Annotated in this window: 12 protein-coding genes and 1 pseudogene; 10 read left to right on the top strand and 3 right to left on the bottom strand. The window is 63.2% G+C overall.

Going from position 1 to position 24173, the window contains the following annotated elements; genetic code table 11:
• Nucleotides 1-14 precede the first annotated feature (14 nt).
• Entirely contained in the window at nucleotides 15-1700 is a 1686-nt protein-coding gene (locus tag ABAC460_RS44785) for a cellulase family glycosylhydrolase (protein ID WP_023455397.1), read from the bottom strand.
• 234 nt (nucleotides 1701-1934) lie between these two features.
• On the opposite strand from ABAC460_RS44785, the gene ABAC460_RS48635 reads away from it, so the two are divergent.
• The 4 genes from ABAC460_RS48635 to ABAC460_RS44805 all read left to right on the top strand — a co-directional run bounded on the left by ABAC460_RS48635 (nucleotide 1935) and on the right by ABAC460_RS44805 (nucleotide 14074).
• Nucleotides 1935-6248 (top strand): beta strand repeat-containing protein, encoded by a 4314-nt coding sequence (locus tag ABAC460_RS48635; protein ID WP_023455398.1) that lies wholly within the window; start codon nucleotides 1935-1937, stop codon nucleotides 6246-6248.
• A 196-nt stretch (nucleotides 6249-6444) separates the two neighbouring features.
• Entirely contained in the window at nucleotides 6445-8409 is a 1965-nt protein-coding gene (locus tag ABAC460_RS44795) for a calcium-binding protein (RefSeq protein WP_023455399.1), read from the top strand.
• A 54-nt stretch (nucleotides 8410-8463) separates the two neighbouring features.
• Nucleotides 8464-10560: a calcium-binding protein gene (locus ABAC460_RS44800; protein ID WP_023455400.1), complete on the top strand. Its 2097-nt coding sequence runs from the start codon at nucleotides 8464-8466 to the stop codon at nucleotides 10558-10560.
• Between the two features lie 175 nt (nucleotides 10561-10735).
• Complete coding sequence (locus tag ABAC460_RS44805) at nucleotides 10736-14074, top strand: M10 family metallopeptidase C-terminal domain-containing protein (RefSeq protein WP_023455401.1); 3339 nt, start codon at nucleotides 10736-10738, stop codon at nucleotides 14072-14074.
• A gap of 73 nt (nucleotides 14075-14147) precedes the next feature.
• On the opposite strand, the pseudogene ABAC460_RS44810 reads toward ABAC460_RS44805, so the two are convergent.
• Nucleotides 14148-15959: pseudogene (locus ABAC460_RS44810) on the bottom strand (long-chain-acyl-CoA synthetase); the annotation flags it as partial.
• Nucleotides 15960-16149: 190 nt separating this feature from the next.
• Here ABAC460_RS44810 and ABAC460_RS44815 point away from each other — a divergent pair.
• Together ABAC460_RS44815 and ABAC460_RS44820 are read left to right on the top strand one after the other, a co-directional pair.
• Nucleotides 16150-16377 (top strand): hypothetical protein, encoded by a 228-nt coding sequence (locus ABAC460_RS44815; RefSeq protein ID WP_023455403.1) that lies wholly within the window; start codon nucleotides 16150-16152, stop codon nucleotides 16375-16377.
• A gap of 116 nt (nucleotides 16378-16493) precedes the next feature.
• The gene (locus tag ABAC460_RS44820) at nucleotides 16494-18350 is read left to right on the top strand and encodes a thiamine pyrophosphate-binding protein (RefSeq protein WP_023455404.1); all 1857 of its coding nucleotides are present in this window, start codon (nucleotides 16494-16496) and stop codon (nucleotides 18348-18350) included.
• Here ABAC460_RS44820 and ABAC460_RS44825 read toward each other — a convergent pair.
• On the bottom strand, nucleotides 18341-19573 hold the full coding sequence (locus tag ABAC460_RS44825; RefSeq protein WP_023455405.1) for an FAD-dependent oxidoreductase: 1233 nt from the start codon (nucleotides 19571-19573) through the stop codon (nucleotides 18341-18343). The genes ABAC460_RS44820 and ABAC460_RS44825 overlap by 10 nt on opposite strands.
• A gap of 295 nt (nucleotides 19574-19868) precedes the next feature.
• On the opposite strand from ABAC460_RS44825, the gene ABAC460_RS44830 reads away from it, so the two are divergent.
• From ABAC460_RS44830 to ABAC460_RS44845, 4 genes are read left to right on the top strand one after another with little or no spacing between them, the layout of a single operon-like run.
• Nucleotides 19869-20174, top strand: coding sequence for a TrbC/VirB2 family protein (locus tag ABAC460_RS44830; protein WP_023455406.1), 306 nt, complete (start codon nucleotides 19869-19871; stop codon nucleotides 20172-20174).
• Between the two features lies 1 nt (nucleotide 20175).
• Nucleotides 20176-20460: a type IV secretion system protein VirB3 gene (locus ABAC460_RS44835; RefSeq protein WP_023455407.1), complete on the top strand. Its 285-nt coding sequence runs from the start codon at nucleotides 20176-20178 to the stop codon at nucleotides 20458-20460.
• An 8-nt stretch (nucleotides 20461-20468) separates the two neighbouring features.
• Nucleotides 20469-22898, top strand: coding sequence for a VirB4 family type IV secretion/conjugal transfer ATPase (locus tag ABAC460_RS44840; RefSeq protein ID WP_023455408.1), 2430 nt, complete (start codon nucleotides 20469-20471; stop codon nucleotides 22896-22898).
• A complete protein-coding gene (locus tag ABAC460_RS44845; RefSeq protein ID WP_031237424.1) occupies nucleotides 22895-24172 on the top strand; it encodes a type IV secretion system protein in 1278 nt (425 codons plus the stop codon). The genes ABAC460_RS44840 and ABAC460_RS44845 overlap by 4 nt, the downstream gene beginning before the upstream one ends.
• Nucleotide 24173 lies beyond the last annotated feature (1 nt).

Consider the following 24173-nt stretch of genomic DNA (forward strand, 5'->3'; position numbering starts at 1 on the left):
CTGTAAGCCGATACCTAACGCGCTTCGAGCAGCAGCTCGTTCAGCTGACCCGACGGCGCCAGGGCCTTGAGGATGATGACATTGGTGCCGGCGTTCAGCTTGATCCGGTTGAGGTTCTGCGTCTCAGGGTCGCCGTTTACCTGGATGCTGAAGCCGGTTTGAGCCGGGAAGAAGGTGAGGCTGTAGACGCCGGCCCGTTCGACCTCGATGGTGTAGCGCAGCCACTCGCCCGGCTCGATGTCGGAGACATAGGGGAAGATGTCCATCGACAGGCCGATATCGACGCCGTCGTTGCGGTAGCGCCCGCCCGTATTGCCGGCCGTCCGTTCGCCGCCGGTGGAAACATAGTAGTTGCCCGTCACCGTGTCGGAATAGGCGACGCCGTTTCGGCCCATGTCGTAGTTGACCGCGAAGATGCGGCCGCCCTTGAGGCCGATCCTGTCCTGGCCGGGATAGGGGGTAGCTTCCTCGCTGTGGGCGGCGCGGAAGAGGGCGTCGACGAAATCCGGGTTCTTGATCGTGTTCTCAAACCGGACGGCCTTTGTCGCCAGGGCCATCAAGGTCTCCTCCGCCATGGCGCGGACGGCGTCGTTGGGTTCGCGCTCCGGGGGCTTGAAATAGGTTTCGACGCCGTGGGTTTCCAGCGACCAGATGTGCACCGGATTGTTCTCGCGGAACTTCTTCCATGGCCACCACGCCCAACCTATGCCCTCGGCCTCGACGGTTTCAATGGTGCGCGCCATCCAGTCATTCGAGTTCTCACCGGACTCCCCCAGCCACAACGGCAGGCCAAATTCATCGCGCAGTTTCAGGTAGGGTTCGATGGTCTCGCGGCCGGTATAGTTCCAGTATTTGTGAAAGCTCAGGCCCAGGTTCGCATCGGCGATCGGCAGCAAACCCTGGTAATTGTTGCCCCAGCAATTGCCTTCGATGAAGATCAGGTGGTTGGTGTCGATGTCGCGGACGGCTTTGATGGTGCGTTCGTACAGCGCCTTGAGCAGGGCATTTCCGGGTTCCTTGCAGCCGTTCTTGTCGGCCGGGTCAGCAAAGCCCCAGTTGGGTTCGTTGAGCAGGTCATAGGCGCCGACGGTGGGTTCGTCCTTGTAGCGCCGGGCCAGTTCGGCCCACAGAGCGACCATCCGGTCCTGATTGGCGGGATCTTCCCATAGCGAGGGATTGGTGACGTCGCGGTCGGAAATGGGGACGTCGTTGCCCTGGCCGCCGGGCGCGGCGTGCAGGTCGAGGATGACGTACATGCCGCGTGCCTTCGCCCAGCCGATCAGCCGGTCGGTCATGGCGAAACCTTCCTCGCGCCAGACCGTTCCGGGCTGGGTTTCGTCGATGTACAGGTTCCAGTGCATCGGCAGGCGGACGGAATTGAAGCCGTAGGACGCCATGGCATCGATATCGGCCTGGGTGATGAAGTTGTCGCGCCAGGCTTGGTAAAACGCTTCCGTCTTTTCCGGACCGATGTGGGCGGAGATGTTGGCCCTGACCTGGTGCTGGGGCAGGCCGCCGGCGTTCAGCATGTAGCCTTCCTGCAGCATCCAGCCGCCCAGGCCCATGCCCCGCAGCAGAACCGGTTTGCCGGTGGCGTCGACGATCTGTTTGTTGTCGGCGCGCAGGAAGCCTTCGGCATGGGCCGGGGTCGTGGCGAGCAGGCACAGGGCCGCAAGCGCAGCAGCCAAAGATGCTTTCATGGTTTCTCTCCCTCTTAACCGCTTCCCCGGCAGCTTTACCTCACCATCCCGCCAAACGGCCGCCTCCGCAACTGACAAAAGCTGTCTTGCCGTCGTTAACTAACCCTGCGATATTTCCGGAATTGTTTTGCCGGCGAAGGCCGGATGCGTTGCCTTCAGAAATTTTTGTCCCGCGCCTGAGCCGAAATCCGCCCGGGCCACGCTTTTGTTCATGAGATTACAGGAGAGACGACCATGGTAGATACCTACACGCCCGGCGCCGAGGTGATCGTCAACACCACCACGACGAACGACCAGTACAGTTCCTACAAGGGCGAGAATATCGCCGCCACCGAAGACGGCGGCTATGTCATCGTCTGGTTCAGTGACGACGACAACAATGCCAACGATTTCGACGGCGGCAAGATCTACCTGCAGCGCTTCGACGCCAACGGTGCCAAGGTCGGGACCGAACAGCTGGTCAGCACCCAGGCCGGCCACAATACGCTTCCCGGCGTGACGGCGCTTTCCGGTGGCGGGTTTGCCGTCACCTGGACATTGATCGATCCCGTCGGCGGCAATGACGTCTTCGTCCAGCGTTACAACGCCACCGGCGTCAAGTTGGGCGCCGAGATTAACGTCAATGCCGGTCAGCCCGCAGCCAGCGACAATGACGCTTCATCGATCGTCGGTCTGCCGGGCGGGGGCTTCATCGTCGGCTGGGATCAGAGCGCTGGCGGTGATACCGATCCGTACGACGTCTATTTTCAGCGCTACGATGCCAACGGGAGTCCGGTCGGCGCCGCCACACGTGTCAACACCACGATAGCCGGCCAACAGGACACCACCCAGATCGCGCTGTTGAGCGGGGGCGGCTTCGTCGTCACTTGGAGTGGTGTCGGCACGGATGGTGCGGGCTTCGGCATCTGCATGCAGCGCTATGACGCCAACGGTGTGGCCCAGGGTGTGGAAACCGTGGTCAATACGACGACGGTCCTCGACCAGGCCAACGCCAATGTCGCCACCCTGACCGGCGGTGATTTCATCGTGTCCTGGACGACCTGGCGCGCCGATAACACCGTCGATACGCTGATGCAGCGGTTCACCTCTGCCGGCGTCAAGGTGGGCGCGGAGACCCTGGTCAATACCTACACCACACTGGGTCAGCGCAATCCCGACATCCTGGCCATGAACGACGGTGGCTATATCATTGCCTGGCACAGCAACGGCCAGGACGGCAACCGGTGGGGCAGCTACTTCCAGCGCTATGACGCCAACGGCGCCAAGATCGGCGGCGAGACGCGCATCAACCTCACCACGGCCGGCGATCAGATCGAGCCGGTCCTGGTGGTGCTGGAAGACGGCGATATCGCCGTCACCTGGCAGAGCTATGGCCAGGACGGCAGCGGCAACAGCGTGGTCAGCCGTGTCTACTACCTGGATACGCTGGTCAACGATGTGGCCGGGGCCAATGGCAATCTGACAGGGGGCATGGGCAGCGATACGATCAACGGGCTGGACGGCAACGACATGATCTTCGGCGGCGAAGGTCCGGGCCATGATGATATGTTTGGCGGGGCCGGCAATGACACACTTACGCTGTGGGGCGGTGATGGCGCCGATGGCGGCGCCGGTGACGACATTATCCAGGTTACGCATCTGACGGGGGAAAATGTCATCGGCCTGACCGGCGGTACGGGTTACGACATCATGGACGCCTCGCTGGCCGATGGCGGACCCGGGTGGATTTTCGTTAATTTCACGAGCATTGAGGAATACCGCGGTAGCGCCTTCAACGACTATCTCGACGCGTCCACCATCACCAGCACGGGACTGGTGTTTGCAGGCAATGCCGGAAACGACACGTTGAAGGCCGGGACCTTGAATGACAGCCTGACCGGTGGCGCCGGCAATGACTCGCTGGAGGGCGGCGGTGGGGCTGACACCCTGACCGGAGGCGACGGCGGTGACGCCCTGATCGGCGGGGCCGGGGCCGACAGCATGGTCGGCGGGCTGGGCGACGACCAGTACGGCGTCGACAATGCCGGAGATGTGGTGACGGAAGCCGCCGACGGCGGCATCGACAATGTCATCGCGCAGATCAGCTACGTCCTGGGGGCCAACCTGGAGAAGCTGGTGCTTGGGGGAGTCGGCAATAACGGCACCGGCAACGGGTTGAACAACCAGATCACCGGCAATACCGGCGCCAACCTTATCGACGGCATGGCCGGAGCCGACACCATGGTCGGCGGGCTGGGCAACGACACCTATGGTGTCGACGATGCTGGTGACGTCGTCACCGAGGTCGGCGGCGTCGACCAGGTCAATAGTTCGATCAGCTATGCGGCGGGCGCCGAGATCGAGAATGTCGTCCTGACCGGCAGTGCCCACATCAATGCCACCGGCAATGGCTTGGTCAATGTGCTGACCGGTAATGGCGGCAACAATGCGCTGGACGGCGGTGGCAGCACAGACACGATGACCGGCGGGCTAGGCGACGACACCTACTATGTCGACAACGCCGGCGACACGGTGGTCGAGGCCGACGGCGAGGGCAACGACCTGATCATTTCCTCGGTCGTCTACAGCCTGGCCGGCCTGGCGATCGAGCGGCTGACCCTCACCGGCGCGATCGATGGCAATGTGACCGGCAACGGGCTGAACAACGTCCTGACCGGCAGCGCCGGCGCCAACCTGATCGACGGCGGCGCGGGGCTGGATACCCTGAACGGCGGTGCCGGCAACGACACCTATATCGTCGATTCCGGCGCGGATACCGTCACTGAAGGCGCGGCCGCGGGGGAAGACGTCGTCCAGTCCTCCGTCAGCTTCACCCTGAGCGCCAATGTCGAGCATCTGGTGCTGACCGGCGCGGGCGTGGCCAACGGCACAGGCAACGCGCTCAACAACCGGATGACCGGCAATGCCGCCGGCAACATCCTGACCGGCAAGGGCGGGGACGATACCTATGTCCTGCAGAATACCTCGGACGGCGCGGTCGAGGCGGCGGGCGAGGGCACCGACACCATCGAGACCAACCTGACGCGGACCCTGTCGGCCAATATCGAAAACCTGATCCTGACCGGGGGCGCCGCGATCAACGGCACCGGCAACGACCTCAACAACGTCCTGACCGGGAATGCGGCGGCGAATGTGCTGACCGGCGGGCTGGGGGACGATACCTACTACGTCCAGAACACCAGCGACAATGTTGTCGAACAGCACCTGCAGGGCACCGACCTGGTGGTTTCGTCGGTGACCTACAGCCTGTTCGGCCGGGCGGCCGAGAACCTGACCCTGACCGGCGCGGCCAATCTCAATGCCACCGGCAACGGGCTGAACAACGCCCTGACCGGCAATGCCGGCGGCAACGTGCTGGACGGCGGGGCCGGGGTTGACGTTCTGACCGGCGGTCTGGGTAACGATACCTATTATGTCGACAGCGTTTCGGACAATGTGGTGGAGGCGCACCTGGAGGGCACCGACACGGTCATTTCTTCGGTGACCTACACCCTGTTCGGGCGGGCGGCCGAGAACCTGACCCTGACGGGTACGGCCAACCTCAATGCCACCGGCAACGGGCTGAACAACGTCTTGATCGGCAATAGCGGCAACAATCTGCTGGACGGCGGCGCCGGAAATGACAGCATGACTGGCGGTGTCGGCAACGACACCTACACAGTCGATACGGCCGGTGACGTGGTGACCGAGCTGGCCGGCGAGGGCATTGACGAGGTCCAGTCGAGCCGCACCTATGTGCTGGGCGCCGACCTGGAAAACCTGGTCCTGACCGGGGGCGCCATCGCCAACGGCACAGGCAATGCGCTCAACAACCGGCTTACCGGCAATGTGACCGGCAATGTGCTGACCGGTGGCGCCGGCAACGACACCTACTATGTCCAGAATACCAGCGACACGACGGTGGAGCTGGCCGGTGAAGGTACCGACTTCGTGGTGGCGAGCGTCAGCTGGACCCTGGCGGCCAATGTCGAGAACCTGACCCTGACGGGGACGGCCAATCTCAGCGGTACGGGCAACGATCTGGCCAATGTGCTGACGGGCAATGCCGGCAACAACATCCTGAAAGGCGGGCTGGGCGACGACATCTACTACATCCAGAATGCCGGCGACAGCGTGGTCGAAAACCACCTGGAGGGGACCGATACGGTGGTCTCGACAGTGACCTATTCGCTGTTCGGGCGGGCGATCGAGCTGCTGACCCTGGTCGGGACGGCGGACATCAACGCCACCGGAAATGGCCTGAGCAACAGCCTGATCGGCAATTCCGGCGTCAACATTCTGGAGGCCGGGACCGGCAACGATAATCTGCGCGGCAATGGCGGGGCGGACACCTTCCTGTTCCTCGCCGCCAGCGGGCTGGACCGGATCAAGGACTTTACGGCGACCGACAACGACAGCATCAATGTTAATGGCCATACGGCGGGTGTGGTTAATGAGGCCGTGGTCACCCAGAGCGGCGCCAATGTGCTGATCTCCTTGAGCGCCGGCAATGTCATCACGGTCGAGAATGCCGTACGGGCCGACGTCCTGGCCCATATGGTGTGGTAGAGTTCAGGGGGCGGATGGCCGGATTTTCCGCGCCATCCGCGTCCCCTTGCAACAATCGATTGCTGTCCGGGCGTCACGAAAAGGTGCCCCGAGCACCGCCGCTTTACGCTTCCCAAAAATGGTAAATGGTGTAGCCATACCCGTAATTGCTTCCGGCTTGCTGGAATGAACAAAAAATACAGGGAAGGTTTGGGTCATGCGTAGCGGATTTCAGCAGAAAAGCAGCGCGGCTGCCCTGGCACCCATCAGTGGCGCCGGTGATGACAGCTATATCGTCGACAGTGTCGATGACGTTGTCGTCGAAAACCCCAATGAAGGCACCGACACGGTCTTTGCCTATATTTCCTACGACCTGACAGCCAATGTCGAGAACCTTTGGCTGTCGGGCAGTGACGTCCTGACGGGCCGCGGCAACGCGCTCAACAACATCCTCAGCGGCAACAGCAATGTCAACTACCTGTTCGGCGGGCTGGGCGACGACACCTACTACATCCAGAACGCCGGCGATATGGTCGAGGAATCCCACCATGAGGGCACCGACACCATCTATTCCACAGTCAGCTATTCTTTGTTTGGACGTGCGGTCGAGAACTTCATCATGGTCGGCAGCGGCGACCTGGTCGTGTTTGGCAATTCGCTCAACAACCGGCTGGTCGGCAATTCCGGCCACAACCTGTTCCAGGGGGAAGCCGGCGCCGACACCATGGAAGGCGGCGGAGGTGACGACACCTATATCATCACCTCGGCCAGCGATGTGGTGATCGAACTGGACGGCGAAGGTTACGACCTGGTTCAGTCGACCGCCAGCAAAACGACCTTAAGCGCCTATATCGAGAACCTGACCCTGATGGGCGATCCGCTGTACCACCAGGAAGGCACCGGCAATGCCCAGGACAATATCCTTATGAGCTTCCACGCCGGAACGTCGCTGCTGCGCGGCGGCGCGGGCAACGATACCTATTACCTGAACGGCAATTTCGACTTTGTCGAGGAAGCGGCGGGCGAAGGCTATGACGTCATCTATTCGACGGCCTCGGTGACCATTGCCGGCCAGTATGTCGAGAAGGTCATGCTGACCGGCACGGCCAATGCCGGTATCGTCGGCAATTCGATCCGCAACATCCTGATCGGCAATGAAGGCAATAACCAGATCCAGGGCTGGGGCGGCGGCGACCACCTGGAAGGCGGCATGGGCAACGACACCTACTATGTCTCCGATGTCCGCGATAAGGTGATCGAAGCGGCCGGCGGCGGCAGCGACCGGATCATTTCCTCGGTGGGCTACAGCCTGGAAGGCACTCAGGTCGAGAGCCTGTGGCTGACGCCCTATACCGACGGCGTCAATGGCACCGGCAACAGCCTGGATAACGACCTGCGCGGCGGCGACGGCGCCAATATTCTGACCGGTCTGGCGGGGCATGACCGATTGGACGGTTCCGGCGGGGCCGACGCCCTGATCGGCGGCACCGGCAACGACACCTATGTTGTCGATTTCAACCAAGACGTCGTCACTGAACTGCAGGGGGAAGGGCGCGATCTGGTCCAGGCTTCGGTCAGTTACGCGCTGGGCGACTGGGTCGAAGACCTGACCCTGGACTTCGCCGACGCCATCAATGGTACGGGCAACAGCCTCAACAATGTCCTGACTGGCAACAGCGGCAACAATGTTCTGACCGGCGGGTTGGGCAACGACACCTACTACGTGCAGAATACCGGCGATAATGTCGTCGAGGCCAATGGGCAGGGCACCGATCTGATCTACAGCTCGGTCACCTATGCCCTGACAGGGCGTTATGTCGAGATCCTGACCTTGACGGGGGGCGGCAATATCAACGCCACCGGCAATTCCTTCGCCAACACCCTTGTCGGCAATGACGGCAACAACCGACTGAATGGCAAGGCCGGCGGCGACGCGCTGGAAGGTGGGCTGGGCAGTGACACCTTCTTCTTCGAGACGGGCAGCGGCGTCGACGTCATCAACGACTTTGACGCAGCCGAAAACGACGCCATCAACCTCAACGCCTATACCGGCGGAGTCATCAGCGAAAGCATCGTGGCGCAGTCGGGTGCGGATGTGGTCATCACCCTGGCGGGCAGTGGCAACGTCATTACCGTTCAGACCGCTCTGCGGGCCGATGTGTTGAGCCACATCATCTGGTAACAATCCGCGGCTTGCTTTCCGGGGAGAGGAAGCCGGCAACATAAGGAAATGCACATGCGCAAGCCGACAGACGCCTTATTTCTTGCCGTTCCCCTGGCCGCCCTCAACAGCAGCGCCGGTGATGACACCTACTATGTCAACAGTCCCGACGACGTCGTTACCGAAAACCCGGATGAGGGCATCGACACGGTGGTGTCGACCATCACCTATGCCCTGGGCGACAATGTCGAGAACCTGACCCTGGCCGGCAACAACCATATCAACGCCACAGGCAATGCGCTCAACAACATCCTGACCGGCAATGTCGGCAACAATATCCTGAGCGGCGGGCTGGGCGACGACACCTACTACATCCAGAACGCCGGCGACATGGTCGAGGAAGCCCATTTCGAGGGCACGGACACCATCTATTCGACGGTCAGCTATTCGCTGTTCGGGCGGGCGGTCGAAAACTTCATCATGCAGGGTAACGGCAACCTCACCGCCGACGGCAATTCGCTCAACAATATCCTGACGGGCAATGGCGGCGCGAACTGGCTGGACGGCATGGCCGGCGCCGACACCCTGACGGGCGGTCTGGGCGACGACACCTATGTCGTCAACGCGTCCAGCGACGTCGTGATCGAGGCGGCGAATGCCGGTTATGACCTGACCGAGACTTCGGTGAACTGGACCCTGGGCGCCAATGTCGAGTGGCTGCGCCTGGCCGGAACGGCGAACATCGATGGCACCGGCAATAGCGGCGCCAATGTCCTCCAGGGCAATGCCGGCGACAACCGGCTGGATGGCGGCGCCGGCGCGGACAACCTGTATGGCGGGGTGGGTGACGACACCTATATCGTCGACAACGCCGGCGATAAGGTGTTCGAGACCGCCGGCCAGGGCAAGGATACGGTCTACAGCTCGGTCACCTTCCGGCTGCAGGGTACCTCGGTCGAAAACCTGACCCTGACCGGCACCGACGACATCACGGCCTACGGCAACAATTCCAGCAATCTGATGACCGGCAATAGCGGCAACAATACCTTCTTTGCCTCGGTCGGCGCCGACACTGTGATCGGCGGGCTGGGCAATGACACCTACTACGTCCTGGGGGCGACCCATACGGTTGTCGAAAAGGCCGGCGAGGGCGACGCCGACACCATCTATGCCTCGGTGGATTACAACCTGTACGGCCAGCACGTCGAGATCCTGATCCTGGATGGCTACAACGCCTACACGGCCATCGGTAATTCGTTGGCCAACACCCTCATCGGCAACAACCGCAACAATACCTTAAGCGGCCTGGCCGGCCATGACAGCCTGGACGGCGGCGACGGCTGGGACACGCTGATGGGCGGCACCGGCAACGATACCCTGATGGGCGGCGCGGGCTATGACAGGCTGGATGGCGGCGACGGTGTCGATATGCTGACCGGTGGTGACGGGAATGATACCTATATCATCGACGATCTCAGTGACCTGAACGATGTGATCGTCGAACTGGCCGACGGCGGATTCGACACGATCGAAGCCATCGTGGACTGGACGCTGGGCGCCAATATGGAAGGCGTCTATGTCATCGGTTCGGCCGACCTCAAGGTCACGGGAAATTCCCTCGACAACATTTTGGGCGGCAATATCGGCAACAATGTCCTGGACGGAAAGGGCGGCTCCGACAGCATGGGCGGCGGCCGCGGCAACGACACCTATATCGTCAACACCTATAGTGACAAGGTGATCGAGGCCGCCGGGGAAGGCACCGACCTGGTGCTGTCGTCGGATACCTTCTCGCTGTACCAGACCCAGGTCGAGAACCTGACCCTGACGGGGACGGGCAATACTAATGGCACGGGCAATGGCCTGGCGAATATCCTGATCGGCAACAGCGGCGCCAACACGCTGAACGGGATGGGCAGCAAGGATACGATTACCGGCGGCGGCGGCGCGGATGTGTTCCTGTTCCTGGCGGCCAGCGGGAAGGACATCATCACCGACTTCAGCGCCGGTGACAACGACAGCATCAACGTCAATGCCTATACCGGCGGCACGGCCAATGCCGGCCTGGTGACGCAAGCCGGAGCCGATGTGCTGATCACGCTGGATGCGAACAATGTCATCACCGTGCAGGCCGCGCTGAAGGCTGATGTTTTGGCCCACATCGTCTGGTAGAGGTATCCAAAAACCGTGTTATAATTGGCGAATATCCGCTTTGCGCAGTGAATTTTTTATAAAAATCAATGCCTAAGAGAGTATATTGGACTTGTCACATCTGAAATGATTGCGGTATCCCTGTAGCTAAGGGCGAGCTGAGCCTCGCCCATTCAGATCGACAGGGATGGTATTTATGCGCACGCGTTTTGGTCTTGATTTCGAGGGAGCCGGCACGGCTTCCGGGCTTGTTCTTCACTCGGACGTTCAGGCGGCCATGGCGGCGCCGGTGGTGACGAGCGCGAAGGTGCCCGTCGTGTCGGTGACGACCGCCGGCTTCGCCCATGCCGGCGTGGCCCGGTCGGCCGGCGTCAATGACGCCTCCGGTGAAGGGATGAGCGCGCCGCTGGACCATTATTTCGACGTTGAGGACGGCCGCTGGGAATATACGGGCAACCAGGACGTTGACGCCATCCTGATCGGTTCGAAGTGGACGGTGACCGAGATCACCTTCAGCTTCCCGACCAGCGGCGAGGTCTATGGCGAGGATTACGCCTACGGCAATCTGGCCGCGGAACAGGTGACCTTCAATACGGCGCAACAGAACGCGGCACGTTATGCCTTCGGCCTGATGGGCAGCTACACCAACCTGGTGTTCACGGAAATCACGGAAACTGCCGAGACCCATGCCATTATTCGCCTGTCGCAAACCGCGTCCGAAGCGGTCCCCTCGGCCCAGGGCAACTTTCCCGGTTCCGACGCGGAGGACGGCGACATCTGGTTCGGCATGTCGGGCCAGCCCTTCTATCTGACGCCGGCTATCGGCAACTGGGGCCAGGCCACCATGATGCACGAGATCGGCCACACCATGGGGCTGAAGCATGGCCACGACAACTATACCGCCTTCGACCTGAGCAGCGGCGGCTATGTCAACAGCCCGGTGCCCTATTTCGGTTCGGCCGCCCTGCCGGGCGAGCATGACGGCCAGGCCTGGTCGCTGATGACTTACCGCTCCAACCCCGGCGCGCCGGTCAGCTTCCAGGGTGAGCAGTACAACCAGCCGCAGACCTATATGCAGAACGACATCGCCGCCTTGCAGTATCTCTACGGCGCCAACTTTACAACGAACGCGACCAGCTCGGTCTATAACTTCGACGGTGTCACGGGCGAGATGTTCATCAACGGCGTCTCCCAGGGCGTGCCTGAGCGTCCGGAAGACGGCGTCGCCAAGGTATTGCGCACGGTGTGGGACGGCGGCGGCCACGACACCTACAACCTGGCCAATTTCAACGGCAACCAGTCGGTCGACCTGCGGCCGGGCGGCTGGGTCACGTTCAACACGGCGCAGTTGGCCAACCACCAGGCCTATTCCGGCGGTGTGGCCATCGCGCCGGGCAATGTCGCCAATGCTCTGCTGTTTGAAGGCAATGAGCGGTCGCTGATCGAAGACGCCATCACAGGCAATGGCGACGACGTCCTGATCGGCAACCAGATCGGCAACTGGCTGATCGCCAATGGTGGCAACGATTACCTGGATGGCGGCATCGGCGGCGACAGCATGGAGGGCGGCCTTGGTGACGACACCTATGTCGTCGACACCCTGGCCGACACGGTCGTCGAACTGGCGGGGCAGGGCAATGACACCATTGTCACCGGCCTGAACTTCAGCCTGGCCGGCAAGCAGGTCGAAAACCTGGTCCTGACCGGTGCGGCCAACATCAACGGCACCGGCAATGGTTCGAAGAACATCCTGGTCGGCAATCTGGGGAGCAATGTCCTCAGCGCCGGCGCCGGCCACGACCTGCTGTACAACGGCTATATCAATGTCAGTTACGACGCTGCGGCGATCACCGATATCGCCTTGCCGCTGCACAACACGCCGCAGACGGCCCTGGCCATCGCGCCAGGCGCCTTCGACCTGCAGGCGGACGCCAATATCGACCAGTCGACCTCGGTGCTGCACGCCACGATCAACGGCCTGGGCGACGGCAATGTCCGCGTCTACAGCTTTACAGTCGATGCCGCCGGCGTCACCGGCTATTTCGATATCGATGGGACCGTGCCCGAAGCCTACGATTCGCTGATCGCCGTGCTCGACAGCAACGGCAACCTGCTCAGCTACAGCGACGACGGCGCGGTGAATGAAAGCGGCGGCAGCGTCAGCCCGCTCGATTCCTACCTGATCTATCAGTTCGCCGCGGCCGGCACCTACTACATCGCCGTGGGCGGCTATGCCGATGGCGACATCGGCCCCATTCCGGCCGGCGCGGCCTATACGCTGAACATCAGCCTGGAGGGCAACAGCTTCCTGAGCCTGCCCGACGATGGCGGCAGCCACGACACCCTGATCGGCGGCACCGGCAATGACAGCTATTATGCCGGCACCCATGACACCATCGTCGAAGCGGCCAGTGAAGGCACCGACACGGTCTTCGCCGGTTCGTCGGTGACCTTAGGCGCCAATGTCGAGAACCTGACCCTGACCGGCAGTCGCAACATCAACGGCACCGGCAATGCGCTCGACAATGTGCTGACCGGCAATGCCGGCGTCAATGTGCTGAGCGGCGGCGCCGGAAACGATACCTACTATGTCCAGAACAGCGACGACCGGATCTCCGAAGCTTCGGGCGCGGGGACGGATGCCGTGTTCGCGTCGGTGTCCTACAGCATCGCCGGCCGGCAGGTCGAAAACCTGACGCTTACGGGGACGGGGGATATCAACGCCACCGGCAACACCCTGGGCAATGTCATGACGGGCAATGCCGGGGTCAATACGCTGGACGGCGGCGCTGGGCACGACCGGCTGGACGGTGGCGCGGGCGCCGACAGCCTGATCGGCGGCTCGGGGCACGACACCTATGTCGTTGACCATGCCGGTGACGCCATTTCGGAACTGGCCGGCGGCGGCCGCGACCTGGTGCTGGCCTCGGTGAGTTACACGCTGGGCGCCAATGTCGAACAACTGACCCTGACGGGGGCCCGGGCGATCGACGGTACCGGCAATGCGCTGAACAATGTCCTGACCGGCAACGGCAACAAGAACATCCTGACGGGCGGGTTGGGCAACGACACCTACTATGTTCAGAATGCCGTCGACAACGTGGTGGAACTGGCCGGGGAGGGGAATGACGTCATCTACTCGACCGTGACCTATTCGCTGAGCGGCCGCTATGCCGAGGTGCTGAACCTGACGGGTACGGCCCATATCAACGCCACCGGCAACGAACTGGCCAATACGCTGGCCGGCAATGAAGGGAACAATACGCTGAACGGCGTGGGCGGCAAGGATGTTCTGACCGGCGGCCTGGGCGCGGACATCTTCCTGTTCCAGACCGGCAGCGGACTGGACACCGTCACTGATTTCAGCGCCGCGCAGAACGACAGCCTCAATATCCACGCCTATACCAACGGCGTCGAGACGGCGGGCCTGGTCACCCAGTCGGGCCTGGATGTGCGGATTTCCCTGAGCGCTGGAAATGTGATTACTGTGAGCAACGCTGTTCAGGCGGATGTCCTGGCGCATATCGTGTGGTAGGCAGCACGTAGAGCGGACAAGGAAACGCCGGCCTGGTGACAGGCCGGCGTTTTTGTTGGTTCACGCCAGGCGTTTACAGCCGCATGCGGCCGGCTTCGATCTCGCTCATGATCGCCGGGTTCATCGGCAGGTATTCGTCCACCACCAGCACATACAGGGGATCGGTGATCTTGGCCGGGTCGTAGCCGCCCTTGATCAGGTCCATCTTCTTGTATTTGAAGGTGCCCGTGGTCTCGACCTCCTGCAGCAGGCGGACGAAACGCGGCCGGGCATAGGAGGGCAGGTGGGCGTCGACATGCTCCTTGAAAGCCTTGATGTCGAAGCCGTCGCGCGTGATCAGCGACGCCATGCCGGCCTTACCGTCGTGGTGGGGTACCGGCACGCCGTAGATGATGGCTTCTTCCACGCCCGGGGCCGAGGCGCAGTGTTCGGCGACCTCCGAAGTCGAGACGTTCTCGCCCTTCCAGCGGAAGGTGTCGCCGATGCGGTCGACGAAATAGAGATAGCCAGCCTTGTCCTGGCGCATCAGGTCGCCGGTGCGGAACCAGGCGTCGCCCTTTTTGAACACGTCGGTCAGGATCTTCTTCTGCGTCGCCGACTTATCGGCATAGCCGGAATAGGCGTGCTTGGCGTCGTTGGCGATCTGGCCGATGGCCTCGCCGATTTCGCCCGGCTTGCACTCGTAGCACAGGCCGTCGGGGCGGCGGTCGGGCATCTCGGACTCAAGGTCGAAACGCACCAGACGGACATTGAAGCGGTTGCGCAGGATGCGCGGGACGCGGCCGATGGCGCCGGGCTGGCCGTCCAGGTTGAACAGCGAGACATTGCCTTCGGTCGAGCCGTAGAACTCGACGATGTTCGGAATCTTGAAGCGCTTCTGGAAGTTGGTCCACACCTCGGGCCGCATGCCGTTGCCGAACGCCATGCGCACCTTGTGGCGGCGTTCGTCATCCGGGTTTGGGGCGGGGGGCGAATTGACCAGGTAACGGCACAGCTCGCCGATATAGACGATGTGCGTGACCGCCTGGTTGCGGACGTCGCTCCAGAACTTCGAGGCCGAGAACTTGCGCGCCAGCACCACGCAGGCGCCGCTCATCAGCGCCGCGCCGACGCCGCACAGGCCGCCGGTGGCGTGGTACAGCGGCAGGACGCAGTAGACGCGGTCGTCCTCACGCATGTGGCTTAAGCCGGCAAAGGCCTTCATGTACATCTGGGCGCGGGCATTGGAGATCTTGGCTGCCTTGGGCAGGCCTGTGGTCCCCGACGTATAGATATAGAGGGCGACGGCATTGGCGGTCATGCCCATGCGCAGGGCGGGGTCGGGCCGCACGCTGGATACGCCCTTGAGCGCCGAATCCAGGCTGCGGCAGTTGTCGCTTTCCTCGTCGCGGTCCAGGTCCAGCACCCACAGGGCCTGGTGGCGCTCGATCGATTTCTCGACCTCCTTGAAGCACGGCATGGTGGTGCGGTCGACCAGGGTCAGGGACGCCATCGAGATGTTGATGCAGTGGGCCAGGCCCGAACCGGTCAGGGAGTTGTTGATCAGGGCGGTGATGACGCCGATCTTGTTCAGGCCGACCCAGATGGCGATGTATTCCAGCCGGTTGGGCATAAACAGCGCCACGGTATCGCCGGGCTTCAGGCCGCGCGCCCGGCCCCAGTGGGCGTAGCGGTTCGCCATGGTGTCGAGCTGCTGGTAGGTGAGGGTCTTGCCTTCGAACAGAACAGCCAGGTTGTCCTTATAGCGGTCGGCCACGCGTTCGAAGTCGTCACACACCAGGTTGGGCGAGTCGGGGCTGACGCCGCTGATCGACCGCAGGATGCGGATCATGCGTTTGACGAAGGTGGCGTCGCGCTTGATGGAAGCGAAGAAACCCATACTGTTTGCCGTCCTTTTGGCCTGCCCGGATTAACCCTGCTTAGGTATATCCGAATCAATACAGGTAAAGCGTGAAATCTGCGTGAATCACTGTTTTTTTAAGGCATTGGATTAACCTTGCGGTAACGGAAAGGCGGCGTTGACCGGCCCCGCCAAACCGGTTAATCAGCGCATAGACAGAACTGGAGTAGTCATCGTGACCACGGTCGCCGAAGCCCTCGAAGGCATTTACGAGTCCCTCGCCAACGACAATGCCGAGATCGACGAACGCATCAAGGTGCTGAAAGCCGCCCTGGCCGCCGAAGGCCTCAAGGAAGCGGTGTTCGAACCGGCGCGCCTGGCCCAGAACAATCGCCAGGGCCGCAAGATCATGGAGTCCTACTTCAAGAAGCGCGGCGTGACGGTCAAGTTCGCCAAGGACTGAGACACCCGGCCGAGGTCAATCTCCACTGAGGGTTTGACTTTTTTCCGTTAAATGAGGTCATGTCTCCAAAATCGCAGTCGCCGAAGGCGGCTTCAATCGATAGGGGAGATTGACGCGTGACAAAGCTGCCAACGGATCAGGATATAACGCGTCGTTCGGCCATCGTGCTGTCGGCCGCCGCTGTAATAGCCGCGCAGCTTCCCGCGGAGACGGCGCAGGCGCAACCGGTCACCGGACAGGTGGCGATTGCCGAATATATCGCCATCCGCCTGCGCCAGTCCGGCTGCCAGACCCTGTTCGGCGTGCCGGGCGCAACCTGCGATTCCATGTTTGACGCGGCATCCAAACGCGGCATGAAGCTGGTTATCACCGCCAGCGACCTCGAGGCCGGCTATGCCGCCGATGGTTATGCCCGCATGCGTGGTCTGGGCGCCGTCTGCGTCACCTACGGCGTCGGCACCTTGAGCCTGATCAATGCCATCGCCGGCGCCTATGTCGAGCGTAGCCCGGTCGTCGTCATCAATGGCGGCCCCACCGGTGAAGACCTGACGCGTTACCGCGAGGACGGCACGCTGTTCTCGCATTCGATCGGTGCGGTGCCGCCGCGCAAAGCCGGGGCGGTGACCATTCCCGAGGCCGATATCCTCGGCGATCTTTCGGTGTTCCGCCGCGTGACCGTGGAAGCCCAGCGCGTTACCCGGTCGGCCGACGCCGCCGCGCAGATCGACGCCGTCGTGATCGCTGCCCTGCAGGCGCAGCGCCCCGTCTATCTCGAGATCAGCAAGGGCCTGTGGGACCTGAAGATTGCCGCGCCGTCCGCACCGCTGCAGGTACCGCCGGCCCCCGCCGCCGGCGAAAACGCCCTGGCGCAACAGATCATGGCCCGCCTGAAAGCTGCGCAAAAGCCGGTGCTGCTCCTGGGCGAGCAGATTGGCCGCTATGGCCTGGCCGACGCCGTCACCGCCCTGGTTGATAAGCTGCAGATTCCCTATGTGACCACCTATCTCGGCAAGACGGTAATTTCCGAACAGACGGGCCCGTTCGCCGGCGTTTACGACGGCAAGTCGGCGTCGCCGCTGGTTACCGGGCTGCTGAACGGAGCCGATGCCGTCCTGGCCATCGGTTGCACCTTCGGTCGCCAGTATCGCGATCTGTTCCAGAGCAAGCTGGGTGTATTCATGCAGGCCGGCGACGGGCAGTATCGCGACCGCCGGCAGCCGTCCGTCCCAGCCGATCTGAGCCGGCTGGTGACCGCGCTCAACGGCTTGCCATGGTCGCCCGTGCCGGCCCATGTGGCCGGACGCCGGCTTGACGGGCGCAGCTTCGAGGCACGGCGCGCCGATATCGCGACCCGGGCCGGAATTGCCGGGCCGGGGCTGGGCTACGACCATGTCATGGGGGCGGTCAGCCGCTTCCTGGATCCCGGCTTCGTGGTCCTGACCGACTCGTGCCTGGCGCAGTATCCCGCCGCCGATCTCGACATGCCGGGGCGCCAGAGCTTTGTCAGCAACGCCATCTGGAGTTCGATCGGATATACGCCGGCGGCCGCGATTGGGGTCGGTGTGGCCGAGAAGGATTCGGCCTCGGGGTCGGCCACGGCGCGCCGTCCGCTGGTCATCTGCGGCGACGGCGGCTTCCAGATGACGGCCCAGGCGCTGTCGGGGCTGGAGCGGCATAAGGTTCGCGCCATCGTCATCGTCCTCGACAACGCGCTGTACGCGATCGAAGAATATACCGTCAACGGGAGCGGGGGCTATTTCACCCATCCGGCAACGCCACCGGTCGCGCACCTGAATCTGCCGCGCTGGGACTATGTCATGCTGGCCCGGGCCATGGGGCTGACCTCGGCCCACAGGGTTGAAAACGAAGCCGACCTGGCCCAGGCGCTTCAGTCCGCCAAAGCGGCTCAGGGGACCACGCTGATTTCGGTGGCCATGAACCCGCGCAGCCTGCCGTCCGAGCTCTATGGATGACAGGCCCCGTTGGAAGGCGTGCTGTTGCAGGCGCTGACATTGCCGCTGAAAATGTCTTTCACGCGGTCGCGCATCGTCAGATAGCTTTTGTCGGTTAGGCCGCTGAGGTTGGCGGTGTAGTCGAACGTACCGCCGATGACGATGTCGTCCTGACGGCAGAACATGTAGGCGCTCTTGTTGCCGCAGCCGCCGCTGAACAGATAGTCCAGTTTGTCGGTGTTCTGCAGCACGACGAGCTGGCCGCGTATGGGTGTCAGCCCCGTGCCGGGCAGGATCTTCGCGGCTCCCAGGCCGGTGCAGTTGATAATGATATCGGCGTCGATCGCGATCAGTTCCGCCCGCGTGCGCAGTTTGCGCTTTTCGAACCGCACGCTGGCTGCGCGAAGGTCGGAGACAAGCCTCGGCAGCAGGATCGTCGGGTTGATCAGCCAGGTGGCATAGGCCTTGCCGGCGACCGTCGCCAGCTTGGCGAAGGGCAGCAAGCCGGTCTGCGCCGCCGGCACGACATCGCGTGGCATGCCCAGCGCAAAGCCTTCGTCATCCTCGTTGGCGAGAATGTAGTTGGTGCGGTCGGCGATGCCGTAGTCGCCCTGAATCCCGAGGGCTTTGATCTGTTGAATCCGCCGGTGCGAACGTCGGACCAGATCGTGCAGGATGTCCATCTTACAGGGATGGTCGCAGTCCTGATATTCCCGCCACAGGGCCGAGGGCTCGAACTGCCCGCCGGCGATCCACGAAGTCGTGCTTTGCGGCATGGGATTGCCGGCTGCGTCAACGTTTTCGGCCATGACGGTTACGGTCAGGTCCGGTGCCCACCGCTTCAGCTCCGCCGCCGTCGCCAGGCCGATGACACCGGCACCGACGACGGCCACACGGGTCTGTTTGGGCGGCTTCTGGAGGCGCGTGCGCAGGGCGGTGTCGACGAAGTCCTTGACCTGGTCGGCGCAGCCCCAGGCCAGGGTAATGCCCGCGCCGCCATGGCCGTAGTTGTAGATCAGGACCTTGCGCGCCTGGACGGTATCCGCGCCCGGGTCGATGTCGAGCTTGACGCCGCCCTTGCGGTACGGGCGCAGGCCGACCCTGCGCCATTCGGGGGCAAGGCGGTCAAAGTCCGGCGTGTTCAGCAGCGGCCCCAACGGTTGCGGGTCTGCCATGGCGCGCGACGACGCCAGCGCGGCGAATGACATGGCGCCGCCAAAGACAAGGCTTCTGCGACTGATCATAATATGTGCCCCCGTCCCAAGGTTTCCTGCCGTTATACACAACCGGAGCGCAGGGTTATAGCGGCGATTTTGGCCCAGGGTAGGGCCGACGCGCCGGCTCTTGAGATTTGGTGAAATCCGTTGCAAGCGAGTCTCGCAACTTTACACTATAAATATTCCGTCGCCTGTCACATCTGATGCGGCTCTGTCATCGTACCGTCACATAGCGCCTCTAGAGCCCTTGCTAAAGGTTGGGGCTTGCGCGACATTTGCCGCAATCCGGCCGGTGATTCCCCGCTATGAAGGCGAAACGCGTATGAAAAAGCTGATATCCCAGGTTCTCTTGGCCACCACGGCCTTTGCCGTGACGGCTGGTCATGCCGCCGCCCAGGCCGCAGGCCCCGCCGGTTCGTCGCCCATCACCGGCGCCGTCGGCTGGATCCGTGATACCCTGCTGGGCCAGCTGGCCACCATGGTCGCCGTCATCGCCGTCGCCGTGGTCGGCTTCATGATGCTGACCGGCCGCATGAACTGGCGCTACGGCGCCACCGTGATCATCGGCGTCTTCATCCTGTTCGGCGCAGCGACCATCGTCGCCGGCATTCAGGGTACGGTCGGCTAAGGTGGCCGAACTCATCAAATCCACGGTGTTCAAGGCGCTGACCCAGCCGCAGATGTTCGCCGGGGTGACATACTCGTATTTCATCATCAATGGCGTCGTCACCACCGAGGCCTTCCTGATCACCCGCTCGTTCTGGGCTCTGGCCGTCGCTCTGGTGGTTCACGCCGTCGGTTACCTGGCATGCCTGCGCGAACCGCGCGTCTTCGACCTGTGGCTGACCAAGGTGTCGCGCTGCCCGCGCGTGCGCAACTTCCGCCACTGGCGCTGCAACTCCTACCGACCGTAATTATACCCATGGCCGACGCGCCCAAACCTTTCAGTGGCTTTGCCGGCTGGTTCAAAAACGAACAGCGCGTCGGCGAACGTCTGCCCTATGACCGGCTGCTCGACGACCGCACCATCGTGCTGCGCGATGGCTCGCTGATGCAGTCCATCTATCTCGAGGGCTTCGCCTTCGAGACGGCCGACACCGAGGAAGTCAACCACCGCCAGATCGTCCGCGCCGCCGCGCTGCGCGCCGTCGGATCGTCGCGCTTCGTGCTGTACCACCACATTATCCGCAGGCGCGTCAGCGTCACCATGCCGGCGTCCTATGACGATCCGGTGTGCGGCCATATCCAGCAGCAGTGGCAGGACAAGCTGAAGTCGCGCCAGTTGTTCGTCAACGACCTGTTCATCACCATCGTTCGCCGCAATCCCAAGGGCAAGGTCGGCTTTGCCGACAGCCTGGCGGGTCTTTTAGGCAAGGGCGTCGGCGAGAATGCGCGCCAGGCGGCCCTGGCCAGCACCCACAAGGAGCTGCAGGCGGCGACCGAAGCCCTGATGGCGGCGCTGCAGGCCTATGGCCCGCGGCCCCTGGGTGGCTACGACACCGCCAATGGCCGCTGTTCCGAACCGTTGGAACTGCTGTCGTGCCTGTACAATGGCGAGATGCGGCCGGTGCTGAAGCCGGTGTCGGACGTCGGCCACTATATCCCCTATCGTCGGGTGTCGTTCGGCCTGGAGGCCATGGAGCAGTCCAGCCTGGGCGACGGCAAGGACTTTTCGGCGATTATGAGCCTGAAGGACTATCCGCCGCATGCCACGCCGGGCATGTGCGACTCGATCCTGCGCCTGCCGTTCGAAATGACCCTGACGGAGAGCTTCGCCTTCGTCGACCGCCAGATCGGCATGGAGCGCATCAACCTGGCCCTGCGCCGGATGCGCGCCGCCGACGAAGAGGCCATGTCGCTGCGCCAGGGCCTGATGTCGGCCAAGGACGACCTGGCGACCGGCAATTTCGCCCTGGGTGAGCACCACTTGAGCCTGCTGGTCCGCGCCAAGTCGCTGGCCGAGCTGGATCCGGCGTCGGCGCAATGCCTGGCGGCCCTGGCTGATCTCGGTGCCGTGGCGGTGCGCGAGGACGTCAACCTGGAACCGGCCTTCTGGGCCCAGTTCCCCGGGAACGAAGCCTATATCGCCCGCAAGGCGCTGATCTCGACCGGCGCCTATGCCTCCTTCGCCTCGCTGCACGGTTTTCCGATCGGCCAGCCCGAGGGCAACCACTGGGGCCAGGCGGTCAGCGTCTTTGAGACCTCATCGGGCACGCCCTACTATTTCAACTTCCATAAGGCGGACCTCGGCAATTTCACCGTCATCGGGCCGTCGGGCTCGGGCAAGACGGTGGTGCTGAACTTCCTGGCCGCCCAGGCCCAGAAGTTCAAACCGCGCACCTTCCTGTTCGACAAGGACCGCGGCGCCGAAATCTTCATCCGTGCGGTCGGCGGCCACTACGCTACCCTGCGTCCGGGCGAGCCGACCGGCTTCAATCCGCTGCAACTGGCCGATAACCCGGGCAACCGGGCCTTCCTGCGCGCCCTGATCGCGCAACTGCTGGCGCGGCCGGAACTGCCGCTGAACTCGGAAGAAGAGGCCATCATCACCGAGGCGGTCGACGCCAATTTCGAGCAGGACCCGAAGTACCGCCGACTGCGTTATTTCCGCGAACTGCTGGGTGGTGTGCGCCGGCCGACGCATGGTGACCTGGCCGCACGGCTGAACCCGTGGGTCGGGGAGGGCGAACACGCCTGGCTGTTCGACAACGAAAACGACCTGCTGGACATGGAGGCCCGGACCCTGGGCTTCGACATGACCCTGCTGCTGAACGAACCGGTCCTTCGCACGCCGTGCATGATGTACCTGTTCCAGCGCGTCGAGGAACGCCTCGACGGCCAGCCGACCATGATCGTCATCGACGAGGGCTGGAAGGCGCTGGACGACGAGATCTTCGCCGCCGCCATCCGCAACTGGATGAAGACCCTGCGTAAGCGCAACGCCATACTGGGTTTCGGCACCCAGTCGGCGCGCGACGCCCTGGACAGCCGGATTTCGACCGCCATCATCGAACAGGCGGCGACCCAGATCTTCATGCCCAATCCGCGCGCCCAGGCCGAGGACTATTGTGACGGCTTCGGCCTGACCCTGCACGAACTGGACCTGATCCGGGCCATCCCGGCCCATTCGCGCGCCTTCCTGGTCAAGCACGGCAATCACAGTGTCGTCGCGCGGCTGGACCTGTCGTCCATGCCCGATGTGTTGACCGTGCTGTCGGGCCGCGAAAGCACGGTGCGCCAGCTCGACGAACTGCGGGCGCAGTATGGCGACGACCCGCACGACTGGTGGCAACCCCTGATCGGTACGCCGTATCCGGAGAGCGCGACACCGAGAAAGCGGGGCCGGGCATGATGCTGCAAGCGGGCGCCTGCCGCCAGATCACCCTGGTCGGTGAAACCTCGGTCTCCGGTTCGCTGGCGGCCATGGACTGCCACATCAATGCGGCGGTGAAGGTCGGCTACGACCGCCTGTTCGGCGCCGGCGGCGCCTTCGGCTATGCCCTGACCACGATGCTGGTCATCTATGTCGCCATCATCGCCTATGGTTTCCTGACCGGGCGGACGCAGCTGACGGTCACCATGATGTCGCCGCGCATCATAACCATGGTCCTGGTCCTGACCTTCGTCACCATGTGGCCGGCCTATCACGCCGTCTTTTACGGCCTGTTCATGGGCGGTCCCGATGAGGTCGCCGCCGCGCTTTTGGGGCACAAGGGCAGTGCAGTGATGAACTTCGCCCAGAACCTGGACGGCCTGTTCGTGCGCTTTGCCCATATCGCGCGAACGCTCGACGGTCCGTCGACCGTGGCGACCACGACGGCGCAGCAGCCGGAACTGGTAGCCGCCCTGATCCAGTCCAAGTCCATGCCGGTGACCCTGTTCTGGCTGAGCGGCCTGTTCTTGCTATGCTCGACGCTCGGCGTGCTGATCCTGACGCGGTTGACGCTTTACCTGCTGCTGATCCTGGGGCCGATCTTCATCGTCCTGGCCCTGTTCCCGCAGACGCGCGGCCTGTTCAACGGCTGGATCCGCACTACGCTGATCTTTGCCTTGGCGCCGCTTTTGACCGTTCTGGGTGGCACGGCCGCGCTGATGCTGTTCGTGCCGCTGATCGACGCGATCGCCGAGGATCCGCAACGGGCCGTGCAGGCTGTCCAGCCCATGGTTATCCTGTTCATGGGCTCGCTGATCTATTCTGCCTTCCTGTTCACCCTGATGTGGGTGGCGGGTTCACTGGTCCGCGACTGGCAGGCGGCGCTGCGCGATACGCCGAACGTCCGTGGCAACCCGCAACCGGCCCCGGCGGCGCCGTCGCAACAGGTCGCCATGTTCGCCGATGCCTCCGGCCGCAGCGTCAACGACGCCTATCTCCGCACCGAACCCCTGATCACCGCCGTCACCCGCGACGGCGCCGGTGGCGGCGGGCAGGGCGGCGCGGCGTCCGCCAATACCCGCTCCGAAGGACTGGGCCTGTACGATCCGCAGGCCCGTTCGACCTCGGGCGACCGTTTCACCCGCGTCCAGGGCCTGGGCCAGCGGTTTCGCGACCGCACCTCGCCCACCGGCACGCCGCCTGCCGCCAGCCGTGCGGCGCCGTCCCCTTCTCCTGGCCGCCAGGAGCCGTAAA

The organism is Asticcacaulis sp. AC460, from assembly GCF_000495795.1.
Taxonomy (GTDB): Bacteria; Pseudomonadota; Alphaproteobacteria; order Caulobacterales; family Caulobacteraceae; genus Asticcacaulis.

Bases quoted from the DNA above. Each gene is read 5' to 3' on its own strand.
- ABAC460_RS44830 (WP_023455406.1), top strand. From the start codon at position 19,869: ATGAAAAAGCTGATATCCCAGGTTCTCTTGGCCACCACGGCCTTTGCC.
- ABAC460_RS44795 (WP_023455399.1), top strand. From the start codon at position 6,445: ATGCGTAGCGGATTTCAGCAGAAAAGCAGCGCGGCTGCCCTGGCACCC.
- ABAC460_RS44785 (WP_023455397.1), bottom strand. From the start codon at position 1,700: ATGAAAGCATCTTTGGCTGCTGCGCTTGCGGCCCTGTGCCTGCTCGCC.
- ABAC460_RS44800 (WP_023455400.1), top strand. From the start codon at position 8,464: ATGCGCAAGCCGACAGACGCCTTATTTCTTGCCGTTCCCCTGGCCGCC.
- ABAC460_RS44845 (WP_031237424.1), top strand. From the start codon at position 22,895: ATGATGCTGCAAGCGGGCGCCTGCCGCCAGATCACCCTGGTCGGTGAA.
- ABAC460_RS44840 (WP_023455408.1), top strand. From the start codon at position 20,469: ATGGCCGACGCGCCCAAACCTTTCAGTGGCTTTGCCGGCTGGTTCAAA.
- ABAC460_RS44825 (WP_023455405.1), bottom strand. From the start codon at position 19,573: ATGATCAGTCGCAGAAGCCTTGTCTTTGGCGGCGCCATGTCATTCGCC.
- ABAC460_RS44805 (WP_023455401.1), top strand. From the start codon at position 10,736: ATGCGCACGCGTTTTGGTCTTGATTTCGAGGGAGCCGGCACGGCTTCC.
- ABAC460_RS48635 (WP_023455398.1), top strand. From the start codon at position 1,935: ATGGTAGATACCTACACGCCCGGCGCCGAGGTGATCGTCAACACCACC.